The organism is Streptococcus sp. oral taxon 061 (genome assembly GCF_013394695.1).
Taxonomy (GTDB): Bacteria; Bacillota; Bacilli; order Lactobacillales; family Streptococcaceae; genus Streptococcus.
This window is the reverse complement of record NZ_CP058258.1, coordinates 225,032-245,962: the sequence shown is the minus strand read 5'-3', so window position 1 is coordinate 245,962 and position 20,931 is coordinate 225,032. Positions and strand designations below refer to the sequence as shown.

Sequence of the window (20,931 nt, the reverse complement as noted above, 5' to 3'; positions counted from 1 at the left end):
CTCTAATAACTTTCCTCCAAATAATCCCTCAATCTCCCCTGTAACTGAGGCACTGCTTGTTTAGAATTGGGAAATTCCTCAATGCTCATCAGTTTGTAAGCCTGTCCTTCATCTCCAAAGTTGATCTTGTCAAACTGATTCTGACTTATCTGACCGACCATAAAGACAGACTGCCGACCTTCAAAGAGCATGCTGGGATAGACCTTGCTCCAGAGCAGACAATCCTCATTTAAATGAATTCCCAGTTCCTCATAAACTTCACGCGCTACGCATTCAAAAGGGCTTTCGTCCCCTTCACGACCTCCACCTGGCAACTCCCACATATTGGGCCAAGGGATATTTTCCTTGTCATCACGCAAGATGGTCAGCAACTCTTCTCCACAAAATAGAGTAATTTTGCAGCCCGTAAAATCCAAGTGTTTATCCAATAATTCCATGATGACCTTTTCTTATCATAACTACTACTCTATAGAAAACCCCTAGCTAGCTTTCTTCAATCACCTTTTGGCACTCTGCATCCCAGTACGCCTGCCATCTGCCATGTTTTTTAGCAAAATAAACCGTAAACTCATCATTTACATAATCTGCAACATAGCGAAGATTAGGAGGATTTTCATCAAAACTTAATATCCAAGGATGGAAGTAAAAGGTTTTCTCCCACCTTTTCTGAGTATAGCCGAGATTCTTGGCAAACTGAGGGATAGGTTGTTGCAACTCGCTTTCCAAATGGGACTGAATGGCATTGTCAAAACTATTCAAACGAGCTAATAGTTGCTTAAACTGATCCTCCTCCTCAATTTTGAAATCACCTATGAACTCAAATTCTGCAAAGTCTATAGAAAATTCAAATAATGTGATTTTACCATCCTCAACATAGTGCCCATCTTCATCAACACAACAACGAGTTCCTGACTTCAATACTCGCTCGAAATCTAGATCCGCAAAGCGATTGCGGGGAAGAATATCAACTGACGGCTCAGTTTTAGCTGACCTTCTCCTGAAAAACTGTTTGACTTTTTCTAGCATAGTCTCCCCCTTCTCCTTGAATTCATTATTTAAAAATGTCCACTTAGAATCTTTTCTAATATCTCGGATAAGGGTAAAATTCTCCCTCTTCCAAGCCTACTTTTCCTTCTTCAAAGACTTCTTGGTTCCATTCCATGACAAATTCTTCTGCTTCTGGGTCTTCCAAAAAGTCCATGAGGGCATCTAGTCCAACCTCTGCAGTATCTTTGAGAAATAGTGCAAAATAAGCTAAGAATTCACGAGAAAAACCTTTTTTGGGCAGGTAAGGGATGACTGTCAAATAGTCTTCTGCATTAACTGTTGACTTGGCAGGGTTATAAAAAAGCACTGCTTCTTCAAAAAGGATATCATCTGACGAAACCTCTCCGTACTCATCCAGCATCTCCACCCCTGCAGGATTTTGTGCCTCTAATAGAAAACTCACTTCAACCGCATGATTGCGCTTATCCCAACTAATCTCATAATCAAAAGGAAAGTTCTTGTCCAACTCTTCTTGTAAAACATCTAAAAATCCGTATGTTGCCATTTTGTCCTCTTTCTATACGACTCTTAAATCGCCCCGAATACTCGGAAATATGCTAAAATAGATACTACCATATTACCACATATACATCAGAAAATCCATGTTAGAAAGGACTGCTATGCCAGACAATCTCGCACTTCGTATGCGCCCAAAAACCATCGACCAGGTTATCGGTCAGGAGCATCTGGTCGGCCCAGGAAAAATCATCCGTCGCATGGTGGAGGCTAACCGTCTATCATCCATGATTCTCTATGGACCTCCGGGCATCGGAAAAACCAGTATCGCTTCAGCCATCGCTGGAACGACCAAGTATGCCTTTCGAACCTTTAATGCCACTGTTGATAGTAAAAAACGTCTCCAAGAAATCGCCGAAGAAGCCAAATTCTCAGGTGGATTGGTACTACTCCTAGACGAGATTCATCGTCTCGACAAGACCAAACAAGACTTTCTCCTTCCTCTCTTGGAAAGTGGATTGGTTATCATGATTGGGGCTACTACTGAAAATCCTTTCTTTTCTGTCACCCCAGCTATCCGTAGTCGGGTTCAAATTTTTGAATTGGAACCCTTGTCTAACCAAGATGTCAAAGAAGCCATTCAAATCTCCCTGACTGATCCTGAACGAGGTTTTGATTTCCCAGTTGAGTTAGATGATGATGCCCTTGATTTTATCGCAACATCTACCAATGGAGATCTTCGTTCTGCCTTTAATTCGCTGGATTTGGCAGTTCTTTCTACTCCGGCAAATGATGACGGTATCCGCCATATTACACTCGATATCATGGAAAATAGTCTGCAGAGAAGCTACATCACCATGGATAAGGATGGAGACGGACACTACGATGTTCTCTCAGCTCTGCAGAAATCCATTCGAGGTTCGGATGTAGATGCTAGTCTCCACTATGCTGCTCGCCTGATAGAGGCTGGTGACCTACCTAGCCTGGCACGTCGTTTGACTGTGATTGCTTATGAGGATATTGGCTTGGCTAATCCCGATGCCCAGATCCATACTGTGACTGCTTTGGATGCTGCACAGAGGATTGGATTTCCAGAAGCTCGAATTCTCATTGCCAATGTCGTCATTGATCTGGCACTCTCGCCCAAGTCAAACTCAGCCTATGTGGCTATGGATAAGGCTCTGGCTGACCTCAAAACATCGGGGCACCTGCCGATTCCAAGACACCTAAGAGATGGTCACTATAGTGGAAGCAAGGAGCTCGGAAACGCCCAAAACTACCTCTATCCTCATAACTATCCTGGTCACTGGGTCAAACAAGAATACCTACCAGAAAAAATCCGTGACCATAGCTACTTTTCTGCAGAAGATAGTGGAAAATACGAACGGGCCCTGGCTCAACGCAAGGAAACCATTGATAAATTACGAAACTTGTGAAATCCTTTTCAAAAAGTTGCATTTCCCCCTTGATTTTTTTTGAAAAAGTGGTATCATATAAACATAGAAACGCTGTGGTGTACGACTTCACATTCAAGTGTTGACCGACTATTTTTTGTATTTTTAGGGAAACAAAAGACTTCTAACAGCATGTAGGCCGTCTCACACGGAAACAGCTTCAGTTAGAGCGAGTTGCCCACCTGCTTAGTTGCGCGGGTTCAATACAAACCGTGAAGTTTCGGCACCAATACAGCTTTTTATTTGCCTCCTTAGCTCAGTTGGTAGAGCAGTAGACTCTTAATCTATGGGTCGCAGGTTCGAGCCCTGTAGGGGGCATCTACATACAACAGGAAAAGCCTTGATTTACAAGGCTTTTTTGTTTGTCTATAACTGATTTGCCCCACTTTTAAATCTATCTTTTCTTTTTGAATCAAATTACATCTTAACAAATAGTGTAAAGCCAGTTACTTTTGCTTTGATGCCATACAATATTTTCATGTAGAGAAGACAAATTTTATCTTCTCTTTTTATTTTCAAAATGATAAAAACTGATTTTCTTTTCATGAATCAGACTGAAACTTCCAAATTGTTTATTTATTTTATTGACATTTTCTATAAAAATAAATATAATAGTTTTATTATCAGACTATACTATATAGGGGGGATTGAAATGAAATTTTCTAATCGTTTACTGCTATTCCTTGCAGGAGTTGTTTTTGTCCTTTTAGGACTTTTCCTATTTACAAACCCAGTAGCTAATCTTGTTGCTTACAGCTGGTGGATTGCATTTGATTTACTGGTTTCTTCTATAGCAGCTATTTTAGGCTATTTCTCTGCACCAAAAGAGCTTCGCTCACCTGTTTATCTTTTCCAAGGGTTTGTTAGTCTTCTCTTAGCTCTTTACCTCGTTGCTTATGGCTTTGTGACCCTGCCGGTCGTCATTCCGACCATTGTAGGAATTTGGTTAATTGTAGAAGCCATTATTGCTTTCTTTAAAGGCAAACGTCTAGGATTGATTTTCCCTATTATTGGTAGCAATATCACGTGGGTAGCCTTGCTTGTATTTTTACTAGGTCTAGTGATTCTGTTCAATCCAGTGGCTACAGGTGTCTTTGTCGTTTATGTCATTGCCTTTTCATTTTTAGTTACTGGCTTCACCTACATTATTGAGGCCTTTCGTAAATAGTCTAGTTGCTATTTCTATCGCATTCAAAAAAGCTGGGAAATCATATTCTCAGCTTTTTTTGTTGCCTCCTTAGCTCAGTTGGGGCATCTAAATCAACAGGAAAAAGCCTTGAAATCAAGGCTTTTTTACGTCCAATAGCTTTTTGTAGCAAAGTATTTAAAAATAAAAGAGAAGAGAATCTCTCACTCTCTTCTCAGTATATCTTATTAAATTTAGTTTTTCTTAATCTACCTGATTTTCCTTTGCGACGACAAATTCTTTAACCAGTCGATAGATAACAGCAAATACGGGGGTAAAGAATATCATTCCAAGTAGTCCGAAAAGATTCCCTCCGATACTAGCAGCCGCAAGCGTGAAAAGGGCTGGTAAGCCAATAGATTGACCCACAACTTTGGGATAGATAAGGTTTCCCTCAATCAGCTGTATAATTTGATAAAGAAGGATAGACAGTAAAGCTTGACTTGGACTGACTGTAAAGATAAAAATCGCTCCTAGCACACAAGCAATCATAGGACCAACATAAGGAATGAAAGACAGCACTCCTGCAAAGATACCTGTCATTACCCCATAGGGTAGTCCAAATAGGCTATAGCCAACCGCTACCATAACTCCTATGATGACTGCTTCAATTAGCTGACTCATCAAAAACTGATCATAAGTTTCTAGTCCTATTTGTCCGATGTAAGCCAACTTTGTCACTACCTTCTCTGAAAGTAAGACTTTCAGAAGTCGGCTCGTCATCGCTGCCAAATGTTCCTTACTGGATAAAAATGAAAAGGTAAAGACTATAATCAGAAAGGCATTCATCATACTTGAAAAAATATTTCCTATATTACTAGTCAGACCGGATAAGAAGGCTATCAAAGCTTGACTAATAGAGCTAGACTGTCCCTGAATTCCTGATACGATAGTTGACAGCGTGTCTTTGGTTACAAATTCCGAGCTATCTAGTAGTTTACCAAGTTGAGTCAGGACTGTTGAAAGGACTGTTCCCAGCTGACTAATAGTCTGAGCAAGGGTTGGAAGCACCAAAACCAAAAGACAGATCACGATTAAGATAAGAGATAGGAAAACAAGCGCCATAGCAATCGGACGACGCAACCCTGCCTTTACCTTCATTTTAACTAGGAATTCTTCAATTTTTTTCATGGGAACATTGAGCACAAAAGCAATAACAGCACCATAAATCAAGGTAGAAGTTACTTCAAAGAGAGATACTGCTCCTGATATAAAGCTTGATGCATTCAGAATTACAAGAGTAACCAGCCCTATAAAAAGTATTAACGGGGTGTATTTTCTAACTAACTTCATAAATTCTCCTTAATAAACATGTTTAGATACGACTATACTATTTGGTTTTTCAAACTCTCGGTCAAGGTAGGCTTGATAAGTTCCTGGTGCGATAAATCCTTTTGGTGAGAGGATATCTGTTCCAGCTTGACCGACTATGGTATCAGCCAAGAGCACACAGTTTGTGGACAAGACAAAGTAGGATTTAAACTTAGATTTGATAAATTTATAAAGTTCCCCATCCGTCTCATGTCTGATTTTATAAGCGTAGGTGTAGTCTTCCTTACCATCTTCCGTTTTAATTTTATCTGCGCTTGGCTCCCAAGGAATCGTTAGTTGTTTTAATTCAGCTAATTTTTCCTGAACCGCTTCTTCCATTTCCGGTGTCAAATCTATTCCGTAACCAAAAAGCGTTTTTTGACTCTCACGTTTACATAGATCGATGTACTTATCGCGGTCACAAAAATATAAGACACCATCTCCTATCATACCAAATAAGGTCTCAGATGACGGATCATAGTTGCCATAAGAAATAACACGACCCTGATAGCAGATATCCACATGACCAATAGCTGAAAACAGGGAGGTCTCAGCTGTATGAACAAAAATTTCTAGCTCTGCTGTCTTACCAGACTTCACTATTCCAAGATGGATATCTTCTTCCTCATCAGCATTTTCCTGCATGAATTTATTGATTTTTGCTAAAGTACTTGCAGGGATGAAAGCGGCTAGGGCAATAGGTAAGCTCATTCTGACACGACGTTTGAGATGGTTTTTCCCAATTTCCTTTTCAAATAAGAAACCGTCACGGATATTGGACACACCATAAAGGCAAAAATAAGCCCCTAAAACAAAGAGTTGAAAGACAGAATTTCCCGTAGAGGACAAAAGACTAGTCCCACCAAGAAAAACTAGTACGAGACCATCTAGTAAGAAACGAAAACGAGGTCGAATTTTGTTTTTGCGGTAGAGAACATAGGTGACAAGGTTGATACTAGCATGAAAAATCTGATAAATTCCAATCACAAGAGCCAAAATATAAATTGGCACATCAGTAGCAAGATTCGAGCCTAGCAAATATCCCATCACTAACAATTTAACCAGTGCAACTCCCAAGGTGTCCGTTGACTGACTTTTTTTGAAAATACGTAATACTAAATCTAAGACCGTTGCTATCCAAGCTAAAAACAGAACCAGTCGAATAACCGTCACTGGCAACCAAGTTCCCGTGACCATCAAGATAAGACCTAGCAGAACAAACAAGAAACCCTGAACAAGTAATTTCTTACCTGTCAGACCTAAAGAAAGAATTTTTTCCATAAAAGACCTTTCAAAAATAATAATTAAGCCCTTTGATCAAATTGACTGGTAAATAGCTGACGGCACAAACAGCCTGTGCCAGCAAGACATGGCGACTGACTGTAGCAATGTCACCATCTTGTCTTTTGCACTTCTGAAATTTGTTTTATTGAGTCGAAATCAGAGCTTTTAAAAACTAGCTAAACTTGAAAGCTAACCATAATTGCTAGATAAAAAAGGTGCAACCAATCCTTCTTGTAAAGGTAGGAAAGAATTATATCCATTCCATTAATTATTTATATATTACCTATTGTGACACAATACTCACTATAATTCAACTTTTTACCTATTTAAAACCATAAAGCCTACATAACTCTTTGAAGAGAACAAAAATCTGAATGTAATAAGATAGTACCCATTACCCATATTATAATTAGATTATGAATTGAAGCTTTTTGGAACTAAAATTAGGAATAATTGAGAAAGTAGGGAGGGAAATTTTGCTTTTACCCCATTTTGAAATAATTTCATTTTAGATTTTTCTAAGTTTCTTTCAAAGAGCCTGCAGGGGGCATCTAAACAACAGGAAAAAGCCTTGGTTTTAAGGCTTTTTTGTTTATCTAAGTATTTAGGGGCTATCCCCAAAGATAGTTTTTCAGTTAGCCACTTCTTCCTTAAATCGTACTTTTCCCTGACTGTATAATCTCATAATCTTCACAAAACGAACTGGATTGTTTTGGTTATACATAAGAAAAATTACAAAGAATAACAAGCCAGCAAACCACAAACCATAGCCTTCATTAATTGGTTGACCAAATTTTAGAGGAAGAGTCAAGAAATACAAAAAATAATAGATGGACACTATATTTACTGCAAAGCGGACAAATCGAAAAGCTAGAGTGCCCAGTTGTCTGGGATCAAACTGGTTTTTCACAAGCAAATTATGAGATGCGGCATAATAAAAGACTTTCTCTGTCGTCGGCTGTGCTTTGCGAACATTTTTATAGAGAGCTCGTTCGAGTAAAGCAACTAACGAGAAAAACTGCATCAACCAAAAGAGAAGAATACAGGCTAGACTGAACCAGTTGTAGACACCAACAAACTTGAGTGAAAAGAAGCCCGAAATTGCAGGCCCACCTGCTAGTAAGAGAATTACCAAGTCAGGAATAAAGGCATTCGTGTCACCAGCTTTTTCAGTATTGAGCAACCTACTCTTTGGAGCAGCTAAAGCCTCTCCTGTCTTTTGGTCATAATAGACCGCCTGTCCATCACATTCGCCGATAAAGACACGACGTCGTCTCAGAAAAAACATACTTACCTCTTTCTATTCATGAAAATAAGTTCTCAAAGTTTGGATTGCCTTTAGCCTAGTATACCACATTCCATATGCTAGTTCATAAGATAACTAAGGTTGGAAGATTGCTAAAAGGTTGACAGAACTTCGCTCCATAGGATATGATGGGAATACCTAGAAATTTTACTCTCCACGACTTATACGCCTTCTACTGAAAAAGCGGTGGCGAGTTCAATTCTATATCTGGAGGTTTCTATGAAAATCTATTATTCAAAACTTGTCGGTGTCGGCTATCTAGTCTTTGCGGCGGGTGTATTCTTTCAATTTTTCTTTTTTCTTGCGCATGGATTGATCGACTTTTCTCAGCTTAGTCTTCTTACTGTGGTTCCAACCATCCTCTTTTTCGCTGCTATCTATGCAGCGATTGCAGGCATCAAAAGACTGACTAGTCGCAGGCTTTCCTTTGAATTCACCTTTGAAGGTATTTATGTCTATCCTGGGTTATTTTTCTCAAAAGAAATCTTTATCCCAAAAGAAGAATTGTTGCGAGCATCGTATGTTGAAGTGGATGTCAGTGACCCTGACCATGTCAACAGCAAGGCTTACTATTTAGACTTCGATTTGAGAGAAGTGACCCAGCTAGAAGATATTTCAAAGTCAAACGCCATCATCGATACAAGTGTTCTGAAATTGCGTCTCGCCCTTAGCCTCTGTCGATTTAGAGAGGAAGAAAAAGCCGAGTTGGCGACCTATCTAAAAGAAAACTACGGAATCGATTTCTTATATTAGCAAGAAAAAAGCCCTACATCAGGGCTTTTTGTATTGTTAGCGATTCACTACATACGCTTTAAAATGGACTGGTTTATCATCCAACTTAAACGTATTGTAAACTTGGATGTTTAAAAATTTATACATCGAAAACTTTAAAAAAGCAAGGATATTTCACCACCCTTACTTCTGATTGATCTTTTTAGTTACGGTAAAATTGGTTATCTTTGTCGCTTACAGATTGACCGATAGACAAGACGTCTTGGCTACCGTCTGTACCTGTCACTTCATTTTGGACTCCAGCTGGGGTAAAGATCAGTCGTGCCCCTTGTCCACCACCGACAAGATGAATACCTGTTGAGTAGTAGCCATCTTTTTCCTCTACTTGACCCATTTCGTATTTAAAGGTTCCATTTGCACTTTGGATTGTTACAATCCCATCTGCTGTGACTGTTGCAGTTGTTCCCGCGTAGTTTTCCCAAGTCCCTGCAAACTTAGCGTAAGCCTCTTGTGATTTTTGCTTATCTTCCGTTTGTTCTCCTTGAGTGGTTGTAGCTTCTGTCGCACTATTTGTTTCTGACTTCTGCTCCTCTTTTTGACCTGCTTCAGTTTTACTTGCGGACTCTGTAGTCACCTTGCTTGTTGTTTCCTTTTGGTTTGAAGCTGAAGTGTTCTTGTCAGTCTTTCCACCACAGGCAGCCAAGGTCAAGGTAGCCAACAAGGTCAGGACTGATAGGCTCGTATAGCGCAATGTTTTGTTTTTCATAAAAATCTCCTTTGAAATAGATACAGATAAAAGTAGCTCGTCAGATTTTGCATATATTTGACGGCTATATCGTAGTCTTCAGTGTATCATTTATTCGGCTTTAATTCAATAGCTATCTGATATCAAAAAAAGGCTAATCCAAGTAGGAATTAGCCCTTTTATTTCTAGTTTTGATTTGCTCGTTTTTTAGTAGATAAACATGGCATCGCCAAAGCTAAAGAAACGGTATTTTTCATCGATAGCATGCTGGTAGGCTTCGAGGACCAATTCACGTCCTGCAAAAGCAGAAACAAGCATGACCAAGGTAGACTTAGGCAAGTGGAAATTAGTAGAAAAAGCATCGACAACTTTCCAGTCATAGCCTGGCTTGATAAAGATATTGGTCCAGCCAGAATCTGCTTGGATTTGCCCATCAAACTTGCTTCCGATGGTCTCTAGCGTACGGATAGAAGTTGTCCCTACCGCAATGACACGACCACCATTTTCCTTGACCTGTCGCAAAGTCGCTGCGGCTTCCTCGGACAATTGATAAAACTCTGAGTGCATCTCGTGCTCATCCAGATTATCTACTGAAACAGGTCTAAAGGTCCCAAGTCCAACGTGCAAGGTCAGGTAGACTAGATGAACGCCTTTTTGCTGGATTTCTTCTAGTAATTCCTTGGTGAAATGTAGCCCTGCAGTCGGTGCCGCAGCTGATCCACTCTCCTTGGCATAGACTGTCTGGTACCGTTCACGGTCATCCAATTTTTCATGGATATAAGGAGGCAAAGGCATTTCTCCCAAGCTTTCAAGCACTTCTAGGAAAATTCCCTCATACTCAAAGAGAACAATACGGCCACCATGGGTTAATTCCTCGGTCACGACTGCGCTTAGGCGACCATCCCCAAAGACAACACGGGTACCAACCTTGAGACGTTTAGCTGGTTTCGCCAAAACTTCCCACTCGTCTCCTGCTGTATTTTTCAAGAGCAAGAGTTCAACGTGGCCCCCTGTTTCTTCCTTTTGGCCATGAAGTCGAGCTGGCAAAACGCGGGTGTCATTCATAACCAGGGCATCACCTGGCTCTAGCATTTCAATAATAGAGTGAAAATGGCGATCTTGAAATTCTCCAGTCTGGCGATTGACCATCAAGAGTTTAGAGGCATCGCGCTTTTCCAGAGGTGTTTGTGCAATCAACTCCTCTGGCAAGTGGAAATCAAAATCATTGGTATTCATTGGTGTCATTTTTCCTTTTCTTTTCTAATAGAATTCATTAGCTGTCAAAGCGAACTTCTTCAAGTAGGTACTCGATGAAGCGTTCTCCCATCTTAGACAAGCTTGTCTTTTCATGCTGGATATAAACCAACTCAATCGGATCATCAATATCAAGTGGAATCGAAACGATATTGTCCCCATTAAGATTACTATTGAGGATACCTGTCGCGATGGTATAACCGTCCAAACCAATCAAGAGATTGAACAAGGTCGCACGGTCACTAACCACGATGGATTTCTTGTGGTGTTCCTGTGACAAGATCTCTTCTGAAAAGTAGAAGGAATTATGGGTCCCTTGGTCATAGCTCAAGTATGGGAAGTCTTCCAGGTCTGATAACTGCACCTTGTCTCTCTTAGCAAGTGGATTGGACTTGCTAACAAAGATATGAGGTTGTGCTGTAAATAGATGGTGGGCAACTAGATGGTTGTCATCCAACATCTTAGAAAGGACATCCCGGTTATAGCTATTTAAAAAGAGGACTCCGACTTCACTGCGGAAGTTCTTGACGTCATCGATGATTTCCCAGGTTCTGGTTTCACGCAAAAAAAGCTCATACTTTTCCATATCGCTCTTCTTAAGCAAGGAAACAAAGGCGTTGACAACAAAAGCATAGTGCTGCGAAGACACACTAAAAAGCTCACGATGAGCGATCGGATTCTTATAACGTTCTTCTAGAAGTTGAGTTTGCTCGACAACCTGACGGGCATAGGATAAAAACTCCATCCCATCACGTGTGAGGGTGATTCCCTTAGGATTTCGGATAAAAATCTCAATCCCCATCTCATTTTCTAGGTCACGAACTGCATTTGACAGACTAGGTTGCGTAATGAAGAGTTGCTTGGCAGCCTCATTCATGGAACCAGTCTCTACAATTTTGATAATATAGTGTAATTGTTGAATTCTCATGCTTTTATTGTACCATACTTGAGACAATATAAAAAGAACCAGTCACTGCAAGTCCTATTATCCGCTGTGAATCTTAAAAGAGGTTGGAACAGTTCCAACCTCTTTTTATCTTTATAGTTAAATAAGCTTTCAAATCGAAACTTAGCTTCCTCTTTCCCAGAAAATGGCTAGCAAAATCATGGCACCGAGAACTGATGGGATAATGGCTGTACCGCTTAGGCTTGGTCCCCAAGAACCAAAGAGTAATTGTCCTAGAAAGGCACCAATCCAGCCGAGGAACATTTTCCCGAAGCATCCCATACGTTCTCCACGATTGGTGATAGCTCCAGCTAATAGTCCGATTAAAAGACCGACAAACATACTTCCAATCATAGTTTCTCCTTAAATTGCCCAATCTCCATTGCGGAAGAGTGGTACACGTGTTCCATCCTCACGGATACCATCGATATCCATTTGGTTAGAACCAATCATAAAGTCAACGTGAACATCTGAACGATTAAGTCCTGCAGCTTCAAGCTCTTCTTCGCTCATCTCTGCCCCACCAACGACGCTCGTTGCATAGGCTGCACCGATAGCCAAGTGGTTAGAAGCATTTTCATCAAAAAGAGTATTAAAGAAGGTAATACCTGACTGAGAAATTGGGCTTGGATCTGGTACCAAGGCACATTCACCCAAGGCACGCGCACCAGCATTCTTAAAGACAAGGTCCTTCATAACCTGGTCACCTTTTTCAGCTGTAATATCAACGATTTGACCATTTTCAAAGGTTACTTTAATACCTTCGATGATATTTCCATTATAGCTAAGTGGTTTTGTAGAAGTAACATAACCATCTGCACGACGGAAGTCAGGAGCTGTAAAGACTTCTTCTGTTGGCATGTTTGGCAAGAAACCTTCGCCTTGAGCATTGATAGCTCCAGCTGATTCCCAAACGTGGTTCTTAGGCAAGCCAAGTGTCAAATCAGTTCCAGGTGCTGTGTAGTGAAGAGCTGAGAATTGTTCTTTGTTGAGCATTTCTGCCTTGCTCTTCAAGATAGCTGCATGCTCTTCCCAAGCCTTAACTGGATCTTCTTCGTAGACACGGCAAGTTTTGAAGATTTGGTCCCAAAGGAGGTCCACTGCTTCTTCGTCACTCGCAGCATTTGGAAAGACTTTCTTAGCCCACTCTAGTCCAGCAGCAGCTGCTACAGTCCAGCTAACCTTGTTAGATTGAGTTGCGATACGCATTGGCTTCATAGCAATTCCCATAGCTTTAGCAGAAGCTGAAAGTTTTTCTGCATCTACTCCGTTCAAGGCACCTGGGTCAGAAGAACGGACACCGAGACGACTTGCTTTGTTTTCAAGAAGGTAGTTCATCTCAGCAATCTTGTATTCTGGTACATTGTCCAAACGCTCCATCGGCGCGTGAAGGAATTTCTCACGGTTTACAAAGTCATCTGCCCATTGAACGATAACTTCATGTGCACCAAGTGCATAAGCTTCTTTGACGATTAAGTGAGCCAACTCGCGTTGCTCCACATCGATAGAGAGAGCCAAAGTATGACCAGGTTGTACATTCACACCGTTTGCAACCAAAAGCTTAGCGTATTTTTCTAGATTTTCTTTAAAATTTGGTAAAACCATGTTGTTTCTCTTTTCTATTTTTATTTTTCTTTCAAAGCAGACAATAATCCTGCTAAAGCAATAGCACCAGACAAAAGCGCTGTCGATAGAAGAATTGACTGATCAGCAAGGTCTAATTGATACTCAAACACCTTCTCAGCTGGCTTGTCTTCCGCGAAAATTCTTAGTTTCATTAAATGTCCTTTCTTATTCTTCGTACTCTCCTAGATAGAGACGTTGAGCCTCTGGGCTGTTAGTGAGGATATCTACATAAGTTTCATAGTCATCAAGCAAGGGCTTTCCTAAAGAGATATCTTGTTCTGGATTTATATTTTTTCCATAAAGAAAGCAAAGATAGAGACGTTCGTTTAGTGTTGGAAATACTTCAATAGACATAAGTTCAGCCTGACCTACCCGATCCCAATCTTGTTCTTTGATATCTGGTATGATATAAGCTTGGAAAAGTCCCATAAGTGGATTATCCTCCGGTTGACCACTGTCCTTATCCGCTAGAACTAAAGAACAGCGTCGACCAAAACCAGCTACTTGGCGCTCCCGTCCCTTTACCGAAACAGTAATAGGATGCCCTCCAATATGGCTATAGATCCATTCTTTGGGTAGTCCATAATCTAAAAGGGGGGTCACTTCTTTGACAATCGCTACAGAACTATAGCGTAGAAACTGACGAGTAACTGCTTTACAAAAAAGGATATCCTCCTCTTTCAAGGTCACTCCCTTCCAGTTATTTTCTTCGTTAAAATGGTTGAAAAATACCAGATAGGGATCACGCACCATTTGTGCTAATACGTAAACGCCATTTCGCAAGCGTATGGAAATAACTTTCCCTGGTTTCCAAGGTGTTGCTCTGTTTTTCTTTAGCATCATTAACTAACCTCAAACCTACATAAGACATTTCAAACTATTAAAACAAATCATCAAACAAACTCAACTGGTTGTCCTCTGGCATATTGCCAAGAATACCCATTTCATCCATCTTTTCAACCAAGGTTGATGAGAGTCCACCACGCTTGCGAAGTTCTGTTTTAGAGAGGAATTCACCTTCTTGACGAGCTCGCACCAATTGCTTGGCAACGTTCTCTCCTAGACCATCCATAGCTACAAATGGTGGGATGAGGGTATCTCCGTCAATGATAAATTCGGTCGCATCACTGCGATAGAGGTCCAACTTCCCAAATTTGAAGCCACGTTCCCACATCTCATTGACGATTTCAAGCGTTGTATAGAGGTCAATTTCTACGTTGGAAGCTTCATTGTTCTTGCGCTTCTCAGCAATTTCTTGCATCTTGCGTTTGATAGCTTCCAAACCTGCACCCATGGTCTTGATATCAAAGGCCTTGGCACGGATAGAGAAGTAAGCACAGTAATAATAAATCGGATGGTGAACCTTGAAGTAGGCCACACGAAGGGCCATCATAACGTAGGCTGCCGCATGGGCTTTAGGGAACATATACTTGATTTTCCCACAAGATTCGATGTACCACTCAGGTACATTGTTGGCCTTCATGGCTTCGATATAACCGTTGCGCTCTTCTTCTGAGATTTTGAGCCACAATCCCTTACGTACACGCTCCATGATAGTAAAGGCCATCTTTGGATCTAGACCAGCGTGCATGAGGTAAACCATGATATCATCCCGACATCCGATAACGGTTGACAGGTCCGCAATTCCAGCCTTGATCAAGTCTTGGGCATTTCCCAACCATACATCGGTACCGTGAGACAGACCAGAAAGCTGAAGTAACTCTGCAAAAGTCGTCGGATGGGTTTCATCCACCATTCCACGAACAAAATTGGTCCCAAACTCTGGAATACCAAGCATACCGGTTGAAGTCCCGATTTGTTCAGGCGTCACTCCCAGGATATCTGTACCCGAGAAGAGAGCCATGACACCTGGATCATCCATTGGAATATCATTTGGATCAATGCCTGATAAGTCCTGGAGTTTTCGAATCATGGTCGGATCATCATGACCAAGAACATCGAGTTTGAGGACGTTCTCATCAATATCGTGGAAGTTAAAGTGAGTGGTCTGCCATTCAGCAGTTACATCATCTGCAGGGTATTGCACTGGAGTAAAGTCATAGACATCCATATAGTTAGGAATAACAACGATTCCCCCTGGGTGCTGACCGGTCGTCCGTTTAACACCCGCAGCTCCTTGGGCTAGGCGCTCTACTTCAGCCTCACGGTAGAACTTGCCATAGTCACGCTCGTAACCCTTGACAAATCCATAGGCTGTTTTAGCAGCCACCGTACCAACCGTTCCTGCACGGAAGGCATACTCCTCACCAAAGATATCACGCACATCCAAGTGAGCACTCGGCTGGTCCTCCCCTGAGAAGTTCAAATCGATATCGGGAACCTTATCCCCGTCAAAACCAAGAAAAGTCTCGAAAGGAATGTCCTGTCCATTTTTGCTGAGCTTGTGGCCACAGTTTGGACAGTCTTTATCTGGCATATCAAAGCCTGAACCGTAAGAACCATCTGTGATAAACTCACTGTACTGACACTGACCACAGACATAGTGAGGAGATAGCGGATTAACCTCGGTAATCCCAATCATGGTCGCAACGAAACTAGAACCGACAGACCCACGTGAACCAACCAAATATCCTCGTTCGTTGGAACGGTGCACTAGCATCTGTGAAGCCAGATAAATAACGGCAAATCCATTCCCCAAGATAGAAGTCAATTCCTTTTCAATCCGTAAATCAACGATATCTGGGAGTGGGTTCCCATAGATTTCGAAGGCTTTTTTGTAGGTTAACTCGGCAACTGTTTCTTCGGCTTTGTCAATGAAAGGTGTGTACAAATCACCCTTTACAACTTCCACAGGTTCAAAGATTTCTGCCAAGGCATTGGTGTTTTCAATGACAATCTTACGAGCCAAATCTTCTCCTAGAAAGGCAAACTCATCCAACATTTCATTGGTTGTTCTAAAATGCGCCTTGGGTAGCGGAGCTGGTTGGGCAGCTTCTCCATGGCCGATCGTTCGGTTAATCATGGCACCCTGACCTAGACTTCGTACGATAATCTCACGATAAATCTCATCCTCAGGTTCGAGATAGTGGACATTTCCTGTCGCAAGAACCGGCTTGCCGAGACGATCTCCAACCTCTATCAAACTCTTGATAATGGTGTGGAGCTCCTCCATGTCCTTGACCTGCTCTTTGGCAATCAGAGGTGCATAGATAGCTGGAGGCATCACCTCAATAAAGTCATAGTATTTAGCAACTTCGACCGCCGCATCTACACCCTGTGATACGACTGCATCAAAGACTTCTCCTTCCGTACAAGCCGATCCCAAGATTAAACCTTCTCGATGGGCATCTAGTACTGTACGTGGAATCCTTGGAACTCCTTCAAAATACTGGGTATTTGAGAGAGAAACCAGCTTAAAGATGTTTTTCAAGCCTACTTGATTTTTTACATAGATAGTCGCATGCTTGACGCGAGCTTTTTTATAAGAGTCCGGACTGATTAAATCAAGGTTTAATCGTGCCAAATCTGTCACACCATGTTTTTCTGCCACTTCCTTGATAAAGATAAAAAGCAGACGGCCAGTTGCTTCCGCATCATAGTTGGCCATGTGGTGGTGTTCTAGGGCAACTCCAAAACGCTTGGTCAAAGGTCCTAGACCGTGGCGCTTGTATTCAGGATAGAGATTTCTTGCGAACTCTAGCGTATCGATGACAGGCTGAGTGATTTTTGGAAGACCATGACGTTCATAATTAGCATTCATAAAGCCAACGTCAAAGGTCGCATTGTGGGCTACAAGAACGGTATCCTTACAAAATTCTTGGAACTCTTTCAGAACTTGAACCAAGGGTTTTGCATTTTTTACATGGTCGTCCGTAATTCCTGTCAATTCAGTTGTAAAGGCTGATAAGGGGTGCCCAGGATTGATAAATTCATCAAATTCAGCTACGATATTGCCCTTATACATCTTAGAAGCCGCCACCTGAATCAAGTCATTATAGATAGCTGAAAGTCCTGTCGTTTCCACGTCAAAGACTACATAGGTCGCTTCAGAAAGATCCATCTCCACTTCGTTATAGACGATAGGAACACGGTCTTCTACGATATTGGCTTCCATCCCATAAATGAGCTGAATACCAGCTTTCTTGGCTGCCTTATAACCATGAGGGAAGGATTGAACATTACCGTGGTCCGTGATTGCTACTGCCTTGTGTCCCCATTTGGCTGCTTTCGCAACGAGTTCTTCAACTTCAGGTAGAGCATCCATGGTGGACATATTGGTATGTGCATGGAACTCAACCCGACGCTCACCTTCTGGCATCAAGTCCTTACGTTCATAGTGAACAACTTCCTGCACGTCCTGAACATTCATGGTCAAATCTCGTGTAAAATTATTGACCTCGACATTTCCTCGAACACGAAGCCAAGAGTTTTTCTTGATTATGTCAAACTTCTGAGCTTCTTCTTCATTTTTGACCCATTTTTGCATGGAGAAGCTAGATGTATAGTCGGTCATCTTGAAGTTAATCAAAACACGTCCTGTCCGAGTCACCTTCTGCTCAACATCAAAGACAACTCCTTCAAAGACTAGACGGTTCTCCTCAGTATTGACCTCGATCATTGGAGTAATTTCTGCCTTGTCTAGTTTTGGCTTGGCAGCTGCCTTCTTGGCTTGGAAATCAAAGACAGGTTTGTCCTCAACTGGAGGAGGCGGTGCCATCTGTTCCAACTGTTCCATAGCACGAAGAGTCTCTTCATTGGCAGCCTGAACAATCATTTGATTTTCAGAATGAAAAGCGTCCTGTTCTTCCTTGGTCAAATCTTCATTTTTCTCTAAAACACAAGTGAATTTAGGAAAGCCAAAAAGTTCCAGCTGTTTACTGAGATTTGGTAGGTGGTTTTTTCTAAAATGTTCTGTATCTGCTGCTTCAGAAGCCTCAATAATCAGCTGATCATTTTCAACTCGAACCTGAAATCCCTGATACACGGAACGAAAACCTTGACTAGCACAAGGTCCATCTGAAAAAGCCTCTTGATAGTAGGCTTGTAGAAGCTCTTTTGTAAAGTCTTGATGGCGAGTTTTTATCTCAAAGGTTGCTTGATTTCCTGTTTTTGAAAATTCTTCTTTTAGCCCTTTCTTCAACGCTAAAAAGAGTTCAAAGGGGAGGATATTCTCAAATACAAAACGAAACTCCCAAATTTTACTTTGTTTGTGTACAATAACTTGTTCAATCTCTGCCTCGGAGAAGGCTTCATGATTTCTTATCTCAGCGGGGATTCCCAACTGATTCATTAAAATTTCAAAAGTGGTTGACATCCATTTTCCTCACAATATACTCCTTCTATTTTACCATATTTGAGGCCATTTTAGCTATTTCTACCAAACAGAAAAAGAAGCCACAAAGTGACTTCTTTTAAAGTGACGGTGAATTATTCTTCACCTTTGTTTTTCTTAATGATTTCTTCTTGTACTGACTTAGGCACATCTTCGTAGTGGTCGAATACCATCATGAATGTACCACGTCCTTGTGATGCAGAACGAAGAACTGTTGCGTAACCGAACATTTCAGCAAGTGGAACGTAAGCACGAACGATTTGGCTGTTACCGTGTGCTTCCATACCATCTACACGTCCACGACGAGCAGTTACGTGACCCATAACATCACCAAGGTTTTCTTCTGGAACAGTGATTGTTACAAGCATCATTGGCTCAAGGATAGCTGGTTGTGCAGTCTTAGCAGCTTCTTTAAGTGCAAGAGATGCAGCGATCTTGAAGGCAGTTTCAGATGAGTCGACATCGTGGTATGAACCATCGTAAAGCTTAGCTTTAACATCAACCATTGGGTAACCAGCAAGAACACCGTTAGCCATAGATTCTACCAAACCTTTTTCAACCGCTGGGATAAATTCACGAGGAACCACACCACCGACGATTGCGTTTTCGAATTCGAATCCTTTACCTTCTTCATTTGGAGTAAATTCAATCCATACATCACCGAATTGACCTTTACCACCAGACTGACGTTTGAAGAATCCACGTGCTTGAGTAGAAGCGCGGAATGTTTCACGGTAAGATACTTGAGGAGCACCTACATTCGCTTCAACTTTGAATTCACGACGCATACGGTCAACAAGGACGTCAAGGTGAAGCTCACCCATACCAGAGATAACTGTTTCACCAGTTTCAACGTTTGTTTCAACGCGGAATGTTGGATCTTCTTCAGCCAATTTTTGAAGGGCAATACCCATCTTGTCTTGGTCAGCTTTAGATTTTGGCTCAACCATCAATTGGATAACTGGTTCTGGAACGTTGATTGACTCAAGGATGATTTTCGCTTTTTCATCTGTCAATGAGTCACCAGTTGTAGTATCTTTCAAACCAACGGCAGCAGCGATATCACCTGAGTAAACAGTGTCGATTTCTTGACGGCTGTTAGCGTGCATTTGAAGGATACGTCCGATACGTTCACGTTTACCTTTAGAAGTGTTCAATACGTAAGAACCTGATTGAAGAACACCTGAGTACACACGGAAGAATGTCAAACGACCTACGAATGGGTCAGTCATGATCTTGAAGGCAAGAGCTGCAAATGGCTCTTCGTCAGATGCAGGACGAGTTTCTTCTTCATCTGTATCTGGGTTGATACCTTTGATCGCTGGGATGTCAAGTGGGCTTGGAAGGTAGTCGATAACCGCATCAAGCATCAATTGAACACCTTTGTTCTTGAAGGCAGAACCACACAATACTGGGAAGAATTCAACGTTGATGGTTGCTTTACGGATACCAGCTTTCAATTCTTCGTTAGTGATTTCTTCACCTTCAAGGTATTTCATCATCAATTCTTCATCAGTTTCAGCAACTGCTTCAACCAATTTTTCACGGTATTCTTGAGCTTGGTCAAGGTATTCAGCTGGAATATCTTCTTCAAGGATATCTGTACCAAGGTCGTTAGTATAGATTTCAGCTTTCATCTTGATCAAGTCGATGATACCACGGAAGTCATCTTCAGAACCGATTGGCAATTGAATTGGGTGTGCGTTCGCTTGAAGACGATCGTGAAGTGTGCTTACTGAGTAAAGGAAGTCAGCACCGATTTTGTCCATTTTGTTGGCAAATACGATACGTGGAACTCCGTACTCAGTTGCTTGACGCCAAACTGTTTCAGTTTGAGGCTCAACACCTGATTGTGAGTCAAGAACTGTAACCGCACCGTCCAATACACGAAGAGAACGTTGTACTTCGATTGTGAAGTCCACGTGTCCTGGTGTGTCGATGATGTTTACACGGTGGTTGTTCCATTGAGCTGTTGTCGCAGCAGATGTGATAGTGATACCACGTTCTTGCTCTTGCTCCATCCAGTCCATTTGTGACGCACCTTCGTGAGTTTCACCGATTTTGTGGATTTTACCAGTGTAGTAAAGGATACGCTCAGTTGTAGTTGTTTTACCAGCATCGACGTGAGCCATGATACCGATATTACGAGTTTTTTCAAGTGAAAATTCGCGTGCCATGAGGTTTGTTTCTCCTATTATTTTTTATTTCTATTCTATTATAACACGATTTAATAAAAACGGATAGGCAGGACCTACCCGTTCTCAGTGTTTATCTTGTTTAGTTGGTTTCAA

18 protein-coding genes, 1 tRNA gene and 1 other RNA gene are annotated in these 20,931 nt (G+C 41.5%); 5 read left to right on the top strand and 15 right to left on the bottom strand.

Going from position 1 to position 20,931, the window contains the following annotated elements:
• Nucleotides 1-2: 2 nt before the first annotated feature.
• The 3 genes from HW271_RS01195 to HW271_RS01185 are packed head-to-tail and all read right to left on the bottom strand — an operon-like array spanning nt 3 to nt 1,552.
• Entirely contained in the window at nt 3-437 is a 435-nt protein-coding gene (locus HW271_RS01195; protein ID WP_178894550.1) for an NUDIX hydrolase, read from the bottom strand.
• Between the two features lie 46 nt (nt 438-483).
• Nucleotides 484-1,026 carry a hypothetical protein gene (locus HW271_RS01190; protein WP_045613455.1) on the bottom strand — a complete coding sequence of 181 codons (543 nt, stop codon included), beginning with the start codon at nt 1,024-1,026 and terminating at the stop codon, nt 484-486.
• Nucleotides 1,027-1,081: 55 nt separating this feature from the next.
• Nucleotides 1,082-1,552, bottom strand: coding sequence for a DUF3013 family protein (locus tag HW271_RS01185; protein ID WP_178894549.1), 471 nt, complete (start codon nt 1,550-1,552; stop codon nt 1,082-1,084).
• Between the two features lie 115 nt (nt 1,553-1,667).
• Between HW271_RS01185 and HW271_RS01180 the strand changes: the two genes are divergently transcribed.
• The 4 genes from HW271_RS01180 (at nt 1,668) to HW271_RS01165 (ending at nt 4,125) form a co-directional block, all read left to right on the top strand.
• The gene (locus HW271_RS01180; protein WP_178894548.1) at nt 1,668-2,939 is read left to right on the top strand and encodes a replication-associated recombination protein A; all 1,272 of its coding nucleotides are present in this window, start codon (nt 1,668-1,670) and stop codon (nt 2,937-2,939) included.
• Between the two features lie 66 nt (nt 2,940-3,005).
• A non-coding RNA gene (gene ssrS / locus HW271_RS01175) (6S RNA) lies at nt 3,006-3,199 on the top strand.
• Between the two features lie 3 nt (nt 3,200-3,202).
• A tRNA-Lys gene (locus tag HW271_RS01170) sits at nt 3,203-3,275 on the top strand.
• A 334-nt stretch (nt 3,276-3,609) separates the two neighbouring features.
• Entirely contained in the window at nt 3,610-4,125 is a 516-nt protein-coding gene (locus tag HW271_RS01165) for a DUF308 domain-containing protein (protein WP_037611159.1), read from the top strand.
• Nucleotides 4,126-4,347: 222 nt separating this feature from the next.
• Here the strand turns inward: HW271_RS01165 and HW271_RS01160 are convergent, their stop codons facing one another.
• From HW271_RS01160 to HW271_RS01150, 3 genes are all read right to left on the bottom strand, one after another.
• Nucleotides 4,348-5,436, bottom strand: coding sequence for an AI-2E family transporter (locus tag HW271_RS01160; RefSeq protein WP_178894547.1), 1,089 nt, complete (start codon nt 5,434-5,436; stop codon nt 4,348-4,350).
• Between the two features lie 9 nt (nt 5,437-5,445).
• On the bottom strand, nt 5,446-6,735 hold the full coding sequence (locus HW271_RS01155) for a DUF308 domain-containing protein (RefSeq protein WP_178894546.1): 1,290 nt from the start codon (nt 6,733-6,735) through the stop codon (nt 5,446-5,448).
• A gap of 634 nt (nt 6,736-7,369) precedes the next feature.
• Nucleotides 7,370-8,026, bottom strand: a complete 657-nt coding sequence (locus HW271_RS01150; RefSeq protein ID WP_178894545.1) for a hypothetical protein — start codon at nt 8,024-8,026, stop codon at nt 7,370-7,372.
• A 237-nt stretch (nt 8,027-8,263) separates the two neighbouring features.
• Between HW271_RS01150 and HW271_RS01145 the strand changes: the two genes are divergently transcribed.
• Nucleotides 8,264-8,797 carry a hypothetical protein gene (locus HW271_RS01145; RefSeq protein ID WP_178894544.1) on the top strand — a complete coding sequence of 178 codons (534 nt, stop codon included), beginning with the start codon at nt 8,264-8,266 and terminating at the stop codon, nt 8,795-8,797.
• A 181-nt stretch (nt 8,798-8,978) separates the two neighbouring features.
• On the opposite strand, the gene HW271_RS01140 is transcribed toward HW271_RS01145, so the two are convergent.
• The 9 genes from HW271_RS01140 to fusA form a co-directional block, all read right to left on the bottom strand.
• Nucleotides 8,979-9,542 (bottom strand): ABC transporter substrate-binding protein, encoded by a 564-nt coding sequence (locus HW271_RS01140; protein ID WP_178894543.1) that lies wholly within the window; start codon nt 9,540-9,542, stop codon nt 8,979-8,981.
• A 186-nt stretch (nt 9,543-9,728) separates the two neighbouring features.
• On the bottom strand, nt 9,729-10,757 hold the full coding sequence (queA, locus tag HW271_RS01135) for a tRNA preQ1(34) S-adenosylmethionine ribosyltransferase-isomerase QueA (protein ID WP_178895642.1): 1,029 nt from the start codon (nt 10,755-10,757) through the stop codon (nt 9,729-9,731).
• 37 nt (nt 10,758-10,794) lie between these two features.
• Nucleotides 10,795-11,703, bottom strand: a complete 909-nt coding sequence (locus HW271_RS01130) for a LysR family transcriptional regulator (protein ID WP_178894542.1) — start codon at nt 11,701-11,703, stop codon at nt 10,795-10,797.
• A 141-nt stretch (nt 11,704-11,844) separates the two neighbouring features.
• Nucleotides 11,845-12,075, bottom strand: coding sequence for a GlsB/YeaQ/YmgE family stress response membrane protein (locus HW271_RS01125; RefSeq protein WP_178894541.1), 231 nt, complete (start codon nt 12,073-12,075; stop codon nt 11,845-11,847).
• Nucleotides 12,076-12,084: 9 nt separating this feature from the next.
• Nucleotides 12,085-13,326 (bottom strand): aminopeptidase, encoded by a 1,242-nt coding sequence (locus HW271_RS01120; protein ID WP_016466266.1) that lies wholly within the window; start codon nt 13,324-13,326, stop codon nt 12,085-12,087.
• Between the two features lie 20 nt (nt 13,327-13,346).
• Nucleotides 13,347-13,499 carry a hypothetical protein gene (locus tag HW271_RS01115; protein WP_178894540.1) on the bottom strand — a complete coding sequence of 51 codons (153 nt, stop codon included), beginning with the start codon at nt 13,497-13,499 and terminating at the stop codon, nt 13,347-13,349.
• Between the two features lie 13 nt (nt 13,500-13,512).
• Nucleotides 13,513-14,190 carry a hypothetical protein gene (locus HW271_RS01110; RefSeq protein WP_178894539.1) on the bottom strand — a complete coding sequence of 226 codons (678 nt, stop codon included), beginning with the start codon at nt 14,188-14,190 and terminating at the stop codon, nt 13,513-13,515.
• A 37-nt stretch (nt 14,191-14,227) separates the two neighbouring features.
• Complete coding sequence (locus HW271_RS01105; RefSeq protein ID WP_178894538.1) at nt 14,228-18,622, bottom strand: PolC-type DNA polymerase III; 4,395 nt, start codon at nt 18,620-18,622, stop codon at nt 14,228-14,230.
• 113 nt (nt 18,623-18,735) lie between these two features.
• Nucleotides 18,736-20,817, bottom strand: a complete 2,082-nt coding sequence (gene fusA / locus HW271_RS01100; protein WP_178894537.1) for an elongation factor G — start codon at nt 20,815-20,817, stop codon at nt 18,736-18,738.
• Nucleotides 20,818-20,931: the final 114 nt, after the last annotated feature.